At 29.0% G+C, this 8,406-nt stretch carries 7 protein-coding genes and 1 pseudogene; 1 reads left to right on the top strand and 7 read right to left on the bottom strand.

Annotation, left to right across the window (positions count from 1 at the left end):
• From ACFQZW_RS11475 to ACFQZW_RS11445, 7 genes and pseudogenes are all read right to left on the bottom strand, one after another.
• Positions 1–222: pseudogene (locus tag ACFQZW_RS11475) on the bottom strand (phosphoglucosamine mutase); the annotation flags it as partial.
• Between the two features lie 105 nt (positions 223–327).
• Complete coding sequence (gene rpsA / locus ACFQZW_RS11470; RefSeq protein ID WP_298264212.1) at positions 328–2,187, bottom strand: 30S ribosomal protein S1; 1,860 nt, start codon at positions 2,185–2,187, stop codon at positions 328–330.
• Between the two features lie 184 nt (positions 2,188–2,371).
• Positions 2,372–3,124 carry a LytR/AlgR family response regulator transcription factor gene (locus tag ACFQZW_RS11465; RefSeq protein WP_298264210.1) on the bottom strand — a complete coding sequence of 251 codons (753 nt, stop codon included), beginning with the start codon at positions 3,122–3,124 and terminating at the stop codon, positions 2,372–2,374.
• A gap of 39 nt (positions 3,125–3,163) precedes the next feature.
• Positions 3,164–3,481: a 2TM domain-containing protein gene (locus tag ACFQZW_RS11460; protein ID WP_298264209.1), complete on the bottom strand. Its 318-nt coding sequence runs from the start codon at positions 3,479–3,481 to the stop codon at positions 3,164–3,166.
• A 36-nt stretch (positions 3,482–3,517) separates the two neighbouring features.
• On the bottom strand, positions 3,518–3,808 hold the full coding sequence (locus ACFQZW_RS11455; protein WP_363317300.1) for a 2TM domain-containing protein: 291 nt from the start codon (positions 3,806–3,808) through the stop codon (positions 3,518–3,520).
• 62 nt (positions 3,809–3,870) lie between these two features.
• Entirely contained in the window at positions 3,871–5,214 is a 1,344-nt protein-coding gene (locus ACFQZW_RS11450) for a 2TM domain-containing protein (RefSeq protein ID WP_298264208.1), read from the bottom strand.
• A 31-nt stretch (positions 5,215–5,245) separates the two neighbouring features.
• The gene (locus ACFQZW_RS11445; RefSeq protein WP_298264206.1) at positions 5,246–5,677 is read right to left on the bottom strand and encodes a DUF2141 domain-containing protein; all 432 of its coding nucleotides are present in this window, start codon (positions 5,675–5,677) and stop codon (positions 5,246–5,248) included.
• A 235-nt stretch (positions 5,678–5,912) separates the two neighbouring features.
• On the opposite strand from ACFQZW_RS11445, the gene ACFQZW_RS11440 reads away from it, so the two are divergent.
• The gene (locus tag ACFQZW_RS11440) at positions 5,913–8,015 is read left to right on the top strand and encodes an elongation factor G (RefSeq protein ID WP_298264205.1); all 2,103 of its coding nucleotides are present in this window, start codon (positions 5,913–5,915) and stop codon (positions 8,013–8,015) included.
• The last annotated feature ends 391 nt before the right edge of the window (positions 8,016–8,406 follow it).

The raw sequence follows: 8,406 nt of genomic DNA, 5'->3' as shown, positions 1-8,406 counted from the left end.
CCCTAAACCTACCAAGGTATTGCCTACCAAACTACTTATCATTTTTCCTGAAATACGAGCATCTCTTCCCAAAACTACGGTAAATACTTCCTTGTTGGTTTGTTTTTTTAACCACATTCCATAGGCGGCTGCAAATTTTACCGCATCTAAGGGTGTTAAATTTGTAGAAACTTCTCCTCCAATGGTACCTCGTATTCCTGATATTGATTTTATAAGTGTCATAGATTTAGTTTAAGTTTTGCAAAGTTAAATTTTATAGATTTAATAACGAAAAAAAAAGCTGTATCAAATGATACAGCTTTTTAAATTATAATGTATATGAAAATCTTATTTTCCTTCCATTTTTTTCTTTAATGCAGCTAAATCTCCACCTAAATCTCCAAGAGTTGTTTTATCTGCAGTATCAGCTTTTTTCTGTGCTGCCTTGATATTTTTCTCTTCTTGAGCTTTAAATATTGAAGTATGAGATGCAACTACACGTCTAAATTCTTTGTTAAATTCTATAACTTTAAATTTATCCGTATCACCTTTAGCTAATTTAGAACCGTCTTCTTTAACTGTAAAACGACTTGGAACAAATGCTTCAACACCGTCTTCTAAAATTACAATAAGTCCTTTATCACTTTTCTCTTTTACAGTACCTTCATGAATAGAATCAATTGCAAAAGTATCTTCGTGAGCATCCCAAGGATTATCAGTAGTTTGTTTATGACCTAAGTTTAATTTACGTCCTTCTACATCAAGCTCTAAAACTTCAACTTCTAATTTATCTCCTACAGAAACAAAGTCAGATGGGTGTTTAATTTTCTTAGTCCAAGAAAGATCAGAAATATAAACTAAACCATCAATACCTTCTTCTAATTCCACAAAAACACCAAAGTTAGTATAGTTACGAACTGTACCAGTATGTTTTGAACCTACTGGATATTTATCAGCAATATTATTCCAAGGGTCTGGGTATAATTGCTTAATGCCTAAAGACATTTTTCTTTCTTCTCTATCTAAAGTTAATACTTGAGCTTCAACTTCGTCACCAACAGATACAAAATCTTGCGCAGAACGTAAATGTGTAGACCAAGACATTTCAGAAACGTGAATTAATCCTTCAACACCTTGAGCAACTTCAATAAATGCACCGTAATCAGCAAGTACAACTACTTTCCCTTTTACTGTGTCACCTACTTTAATATTTTCATCAAGTGCTTCCCAAGGGTGTTTACTTAATTGTTTTAATCCTAATTGAATTCTTGTTTTCTCATCATCAAAATCAAGAATTACAACATTTAATGTTTGATCTAACTCAACCACTTCACTTGGGTGGTTAATTCTAGACCAAGATAAATCTGTAATGTGAACTAATCCGTCTACACCACCTAAATCAACAAATACACCATAAGAAGTAATGTTTTTAACAACACCTTCTAATACTTGTCCTTTTTCTAATTTACCTATAATTTCTTTTTTCTGAACTTCAATATCAGCTTCAATAAGTGCTTTGTGAGAAACTACAACGTTTTTGAACTCTTGGTTGATTTTTACCACTTTGAATTCCATTGTTTTCTCTACATATTGATCGTAGTCTCTAATTGGTTTTACATCAATTTGAGAACCTGGTAAGAATGCTTCGATTCCGAAAACATCTACAATCATACCACCACGAGTTCTACATTTAACAAAACCATTAACTACTTCACCTGTTTCGTGTGCATTATTTACACGATCCCAAGCTTTAATTACTCTTGCTTTTTTGTGCGATAATACCAATTGACCAGTACTATCTTCTCTTTTGTCAACTAAAACTTCTACTGTATCACCTACAGCTAAGTTTGGATTGTAACGAAATTCGTTTAAAGATATCACTCCTTCTGATTTAGAGTTAATATCAATAATTGCTTCGCGATCGGTTTTTCTAACCACTACACCATCAATTACTTCACGCTCGTTTACTAAACCTAAAGTACCTTCTAGTGCTGCTTCAAAAGCTTTAATATTTTCTTCATCAACTGCTTCAATTCCTTCTTCGTATTTGTGCCAATCAAAATTTGCTAAAAATTCTTCTGGATTCACTTTTTCTACTTTAGGAGCTTCTGCTACTTCTTCTTTAGTTTCTTTTTTGGCTTTTGCCGCTGTTTTTTTTACTTCAGTAGCTTCTACTTGCTCTTCAGTTTTTTTTGTTTCTTCAGACATTCTGCTGAGATAATTATTTGTATCTTATTGTTATTCAGATTTTTAAACGATAATAACTCCAAGAGATTATTTATAATTTATTTTCTGTTAATTCCTTTTAAATCTGTTCTCGTAAAAAGGAGTGCAAATTTAAGGAATTTATTTTATTATAACAAAAAGAAAATGAAGCTTTTATCTGTTTTAATTAGTCTATCCAATTTTTAAAATCTTTGACTCGTTCTCTACTAACTATAATTTCAGATTCATTATAAGTATGAAGAATTAATTTTAAACGACTATTTGTATATGAAATTATATCTTTTATAGCATTTATATTTACAAAATACTTACGGCTAACTCTAAAAAAGGCTTCTGGGTGCAATTTTTCTTCTAATTGATCTAAAGTATCTTCAACTAAATAGGTTCTTCCATCAATAGTAAACATATTGGTAGCTTTGTTTTCGCTATAAAAACACTCAATTGTTTTAATTGAAATCATTTTTAAATGTTGCCCAATTTTTACTGTAAAACGCTTTTTATAGTCTTTTGAAGAAGGTGCTATCAAATTTTTAAGTTGTTCAATATTTAGGTCTAATTTAGGTGTTGAAAGTTGTGTTTTTTTAAACTGATTTATGGCATTTTCAAGTTCATCAGCATCAATAGGCTTTAATAAATAATCTACACTATTTAATTTAAATGCTTTTAGCGCATATTCATCATACGCTGTTGTAAAAATAATTGCGCTATTAATTTGAACCTCTTCAAAAATTTCGAATGAGAGCCCATCTGATAACTGAATATCTAAAAATAATAGTTCTGGATGTTCATTGGTATGAAACCAGTTTACGGCTTCTTCAACCGAATGTAACATTGCAATAGCTTCAATATTAAATTCGTTAAGCATTCTACTTAGCCTACGAGCGGCTGGTTTTTCATCTTCTACTATGACTACTTTCATTATTGTTTATTGCTGTTATGGATGTTGACATCCTTTTTATTATTCCCAATATTGTTTTTTATCTTTATCCATAATTTCTTTAATCTTTCTATCTTCCCAGTTTTTCCCTAAAATAAAATCCATTCCAAAAACTCCAAATGCGTGAAAAGCTAATCCAATTCCCCAAAAAAACATGGTTCCGTATGAACTCCAATCTAATAAAAGTCCAACACCTTCACCAGATATAAATCTTGCTAAAAATATAAATACATTTACTCCTAAATACACAAATAAATGAACGTAAAATCCTTTAATAGCTTTTACTTTTTTTTGTGCTCTTATATATTTTTGTTCTTCTGAATAATTATTTCTTTCCATTGTATTTTACTTTAGTTGTTTAAATATTCTAAAATTCTATTTGAATTTTTCTTTATCCATTAATTCTTTAATTTTTCTTTCTTCCCATGCTCTGCCCAAAATTATGTTTACTCCAAAGGTGTTAAAACCGTGAATTATAATTCCAATTCCCCAACCTAACATTGGAAACCAAAACCAATGATACCCTGGCGATGTTTTTAAGTTTATAAATATTAAAAAAGGGATGACCAAACAGTAGGATAATAAGTTCCAGTAAAAACCTTTAATTTCTTCAACTTTCTTTTTTGCTCTAATGTATTTTTGTTCTTCTGAAAAATCTGCTTTCATCTTTTTTCTTTTAAATAGTTAATCTATGATTGTTTAATTTAGTATTTATAATAATCTACTAATTATTCCCAGTACTGTTTTTTATCGTTTTCCATAAATTCTTTAATCTTTCTGTCCTCCCAGTTTCTTCCAAAAACTGAGTTATAGCTAAAGGCTTTAAATCCTTGAAATACCATTCCGATTCCCCAACCTAGCATTGGAAACCAAAACCAGTGAAATTGAGGTACATATTCTAAATTAATATAAATTAATATAGGAATTACAATACAATACGCTACTATACCACTGTAAAAAGCTTTTATTTCTTCTACTTGTTCAACAGCTCTCATATACTTGCTGCTTTCTATATTTTCTGATGTTCTCATTGTTGTTGTTTTTTGTGTTAATAATGGCAACTTAACTGTAAAATAAGTTGAATCTTTTTCAATTAATACTTTTTTTAAAGTTAGTAAATTGTACCTTTCTACTATATTTTTTAAACCAACTTTTGTTCCTTTTTCTATGATTGTTTTTGGGTTGTAATTGTTAATTATAGTTAAAAATCCTTTTTCTTCTTTAATGGTTACCTTTAAAGGATTTTCTTCTGAAACTACGTTATGTTTTATGGTATTTTCCAATAATAATTGTAAACTCAGTGGTATTATTTTTAATTCTGGATTACTTGCTTTCTCTGGAATTTCAAAAGTAACTGCATTTTCAAAACGCATTTTAAGCAATTCCATATAGGCTTTAGCAAATAACAACTCTTCATCTAATTCAATTAAATCTTTGTTCTTTTGTTCTAAAACATAGCGATATACTTTAGATAACTTTGTTGTAAATTTTTCTGCTTGTTTTGGGTTTTCACCTATTAATGAAGTTAGTACATTTAAACTATTGAATAAAAAATGCGGATCTATTTGACTTTTTAAAGATTCATATTTTGCTGTTTCAGTTTTTGCAACAATTTGTTGTTCAGTTACTTTTTTTTCAGAAAGCGCTTTATAAAAGAAAATTATGTGAAATATTAAGCTAATAATTACAATTACTACAAATCCAAATAGATAATAATTATAAGCATATGGATCATTTATAAACGAATCTAAAGGCTTACTTAAAATTACAACTAACGTTATAAATCGTAAAACTACCATTCCTAACATCGTTACTATTATTGAACCAAAAGCACCAACTATCAGCCTAATTTTTGAATTATTTTCCCAGTTAAATTTAGCTTCTAAATATTTGAAAAAAAAGGCGTTTAACGTTGTTAATGAAACCGCATATAATAAATGAATACTTAAAGAGATTAATAACTGATTGTACGACACATTAAATCCGTTTGAAAGCAATAACCTATCAATTACAAACACAATCAATCCAATTATTACTGAAACTTTAAGAATATATTTCACATCAGTTTTCATAATTCACATTTCTATTTTGAATATTTGCAATTTAAAACTTAATTTCTAAAGTTAAATCTTTTCCAGATACTTCAAATTTAGAATTTTCAAATTGAGGTGGTCCAAAATTAAACGAGTTATTTGAAGTTCCAAAGTTTTCTTTTGGCATCCCGTTTTCTTCAAAATCCATACGTTTATTTCCGTTTTCATCATGAAAACAAACTATGGCATAAACTCCTTTTGGTACATTCTCAAAAATTACTTTACTTACACCGTTACTTATTGTTGATCCTTTTGCAAATAATGGCTGTTTTAAAAAGCCATCCTCTTTATACAGAGCAAAGTTTACAGTACCATTATTGTTTAAAGCATTTGTAACTGAAACAGTAATTGTTGATAAATTAGATTTTTTTGGATTTTCTTGTGCTTTTACTGCTACCGCCGAAGAAAATAACAGTAAAATGGTTAAAATTAAATTTTGCATACTAATTATTTTTAAAATTATTATTATTTTGTTTTTGACACTTCAAAAGTCATTGAAATAAATGCTTCATAAAATTTTATATTACTGAATTGTCATTTATTTGTGATGAATTGTAAAATCAACGCATCATCATTTATATTTTCATTCATTCTACTTTTTAAAAACTAACATTCGTCATATTTTTAATACAAAAAGTTTGTAACTTTATAGGACTTTTTACAAAAACAGTTAGATTATGAAAATATACGATGATAAACACATTAAAAATGTTGCTTTTGTAGGCGCTAATAAAAGTGGAAAAACTACGCTAGCAGAAACAATGCTTTTTGAAGCTGGATTAGTCAACCGCCGTGGTAGTGTAGAAAACAAAAATACTGTTTCAGACTATCACGAAATTGAACATGAAAGAGAAACTTCCATTTTTGCCACTCCACTTCATACCGAATGGCGCAACTACAAAATTAACATTATTGACACTCCAGGTTTAGACGATTTTATTGGTGAAATTGCTTCAACAATGCGTGTTGCAGATTCTGTTGTGACCGTTATTAATGCTCAACAAGGTGTTGAAGTAGGTACCGAAATTATTTGGAATTATGTAGATCGATTTTCACTTCCAACCTTATTTGTAATTAATCAAATAGACAGTCCTAATGCAGATTTTGACGAAAGTTTTAAAAGCATTGTAGATTTAGTAGGTAATAATGCTGTAAAAATTCAATACCCACTAGTTGTTGATGGTGCACAATGTATTATTGATGTACTAAAAATGAAAATGTACAAATTTGGTCCTGAAGGAGGAAAACCTGAGAAATTAGAAATCCCTGCAGATCAAATTGATATTGCAAATGAGTTTCATAATGAATTAGTAGAAAAAGCAGCAGAAAATGATGAAGATTTAATGGAACTTTATTTTGATAAAGGTACGCTTAATGAAGATGAGATGAGAGAAGGTATTAAAAAAGGAATGTTAAATCATGAACTTTTCCCTGTTTTCTGCGTTTCTGCATTAAATGATATGGGTAGCGGTAGATTAATGGGCTTTATAGATAATGTAGCACCTTCTGCAGCTGATTTAAAACCAGAACAAACAGTTGAAGGTAAAACTCTAGAATGTAAAGCTAATGAACCAACCTCATTATTTATTTTTAAAACACTTTACGAACCTAACCTTGGTCAAGTAAGTTTCTTTAAAGTAAAATCAGGCGAAATAAAACAAAATGATAAATTAGAGAATTCCAGAAATGAAGAAATTGAAATTTTAAATCAATTATACATTATGGATGGTAAAAATAGAGAGCCTGTTGAAAAATTAACAGCTGGAGATATTGGAGCCACCTTAAAATTAAAATATACCGAAACTAATGATACTTTAAGAACCAAAGGCTCTAATATTACTATTAAACCTATAAAGTTCCCTGAACCAAGAATTAGTAAAGCAGTAAGTGCTGCTGATAAAAATGATGAAGAAAAACTAAGTGATGCCCTAAAAAAAATTCATCAACAAGATCCTACAGTTATAATTAAATATTCTAAAGAATTAAAACAGCTAATCCTTTCTTGCCAAGGCGAATTACATTTAGCAACAATTGATTGGACTTTACAAAATATTTATGGAATAAAAGCTGAATTTGAACAACCAAAAATAGCTTATAGAGAAACCATTCAACGCTCAGCAACTACAAGCTACAAGCATAAAAAACAATCTGGTGGATCTGGACAATTTGGTGAAGTACATATAAAAATTGAACCTTATTATGAAGGAATGCCTGAACCTGAAGGTTTTAATATTAGAGGTAAAGAAGAAATTGATTTAGATTGGGGAGGAAAACTTGTATTTTACAACTGTATTGTTGGTGGTGTAATTGACGCCCGTTATTTACCTTCTGTATTAAAAGGTGTTTTAGAAGTTATGGAAGAAGGTCCATTAACTAAGTCTTATGCAAGAGATATTAGAGTAATGCTTTTTGATGGTAAAATGCACGCTGTAGATTCTAATGATATTTCATTTAAAATTGCTGCTGCTCATGCATTTAAAGATGCTTTTTTAAATGCTAAACCTAAATTATTAGAGCCTGTACATGAATTAAATGTAAAAGTTCCAGAAGAATTAATGGGAAATGTTATGACTGATTTACAATCTCGTAGATCAATTATTTTAGGAATGGATAGTGATGGAAAATACCAAACTATAAAAGCTAAAACTCCTTTAGCTGAAATGTATAAATATTCAACTACTCTTCGTTCAATTACTCAAGGTAGAGGAAGCTTTACCACTAAATTTTCCAATTTTGAATTAGTACCAAACAACGTTCAAGAAGAACTCGTAAAAAAGTAAACCTAAATATTAATTATATATCAAAAAAGGACTCATCAAATTAGTGATGAGTCCTTCCTGTTAGTAGTATACTGATTAATAGTTATTAATTCAACCAATTTTAATAATTTCGAAAGTTTTAGATGGTGTTAATACTTAGTACATTATTATTATTTAAACTATTAATCTGTTGTGAATTTAATAAAAATTTTTCAATATAAAAAGAATTTTCCTGACAATTATCATATCACTTATGTTTTACTTAAAAAACACACAAAATTATTGCGATTTATTCAATTTAAAAATTAAGTTTTTATAATACTATAAGATTTTTTGAAATTCAGTATCTTTGCAAAACTATTTATGAAATGATCGTTGTGTATTTTTAATAAAATACTACGTGAATTACATC

Source organism: Lutibacter aestuarii (assembly GCF_042676885.1).
In the GTDB taxonomy this organism is placed as follows: Bacteria; Bacteroidota; Bacteroidia; order Flavobacteriales; family Flavobacteriaceae; genus Lutibacter; species Lutibacter aestuarii.
This window is presented reverse-complemented; position numbering and strand designations above follow the sequence as displayed.

Coding starts and splice junctions, on each gene's coding strand:
- rpsA (WP_298264212.1), bottom strand. CDS start 2,187: ATGTCTGAAGAAACAAAAAAAACTGAAGAGCAAGTAGAAGCTACTGAA.
- ACFQZW_RS11465 (WP_298264210.1), bottom strand. CDS start 3,124: ATGAAAGTAGTCATAGTAGAAGATGAAAAACCAGCCGCTCGTAGGCTA.
- ACFQZW_RS11460 (WP_298264209.1), bottom strand. CDS start 3,481: ATGGAAAGAAATAATTATTCAGAAGAACAAAAATATATAAGAGCACAA.
- ACFQZW_RS11455 (WP_363317300.1), bottom strand. CDS start 3,808: ATGAAAGCAGATTTTTCAGAAGAACAAAAATACATTAGAGCAAAAAAG.
- ACFQZW_RS11450 (WP_298264208.1), bottom strand. CDS start 5,214: ATGAAAACTGATGTGAAATATATTCTTAAAGTTTCAGTAATAATTGGA.
- ACFQZW_RS11445 (WP_298264206.1), bottom strand. CDS start 5,677: ATGCAAAATTTAATTTTAACCATTTTACTGTTATTTTCTTCGGCGGTA.
- ACFQZW_RS11440 (WP_298264205.1), top strand. CDS start 5,913: ATGAAAATATACGATGATAAACACATTAAAAATGTTGCTTTTGTAGGC.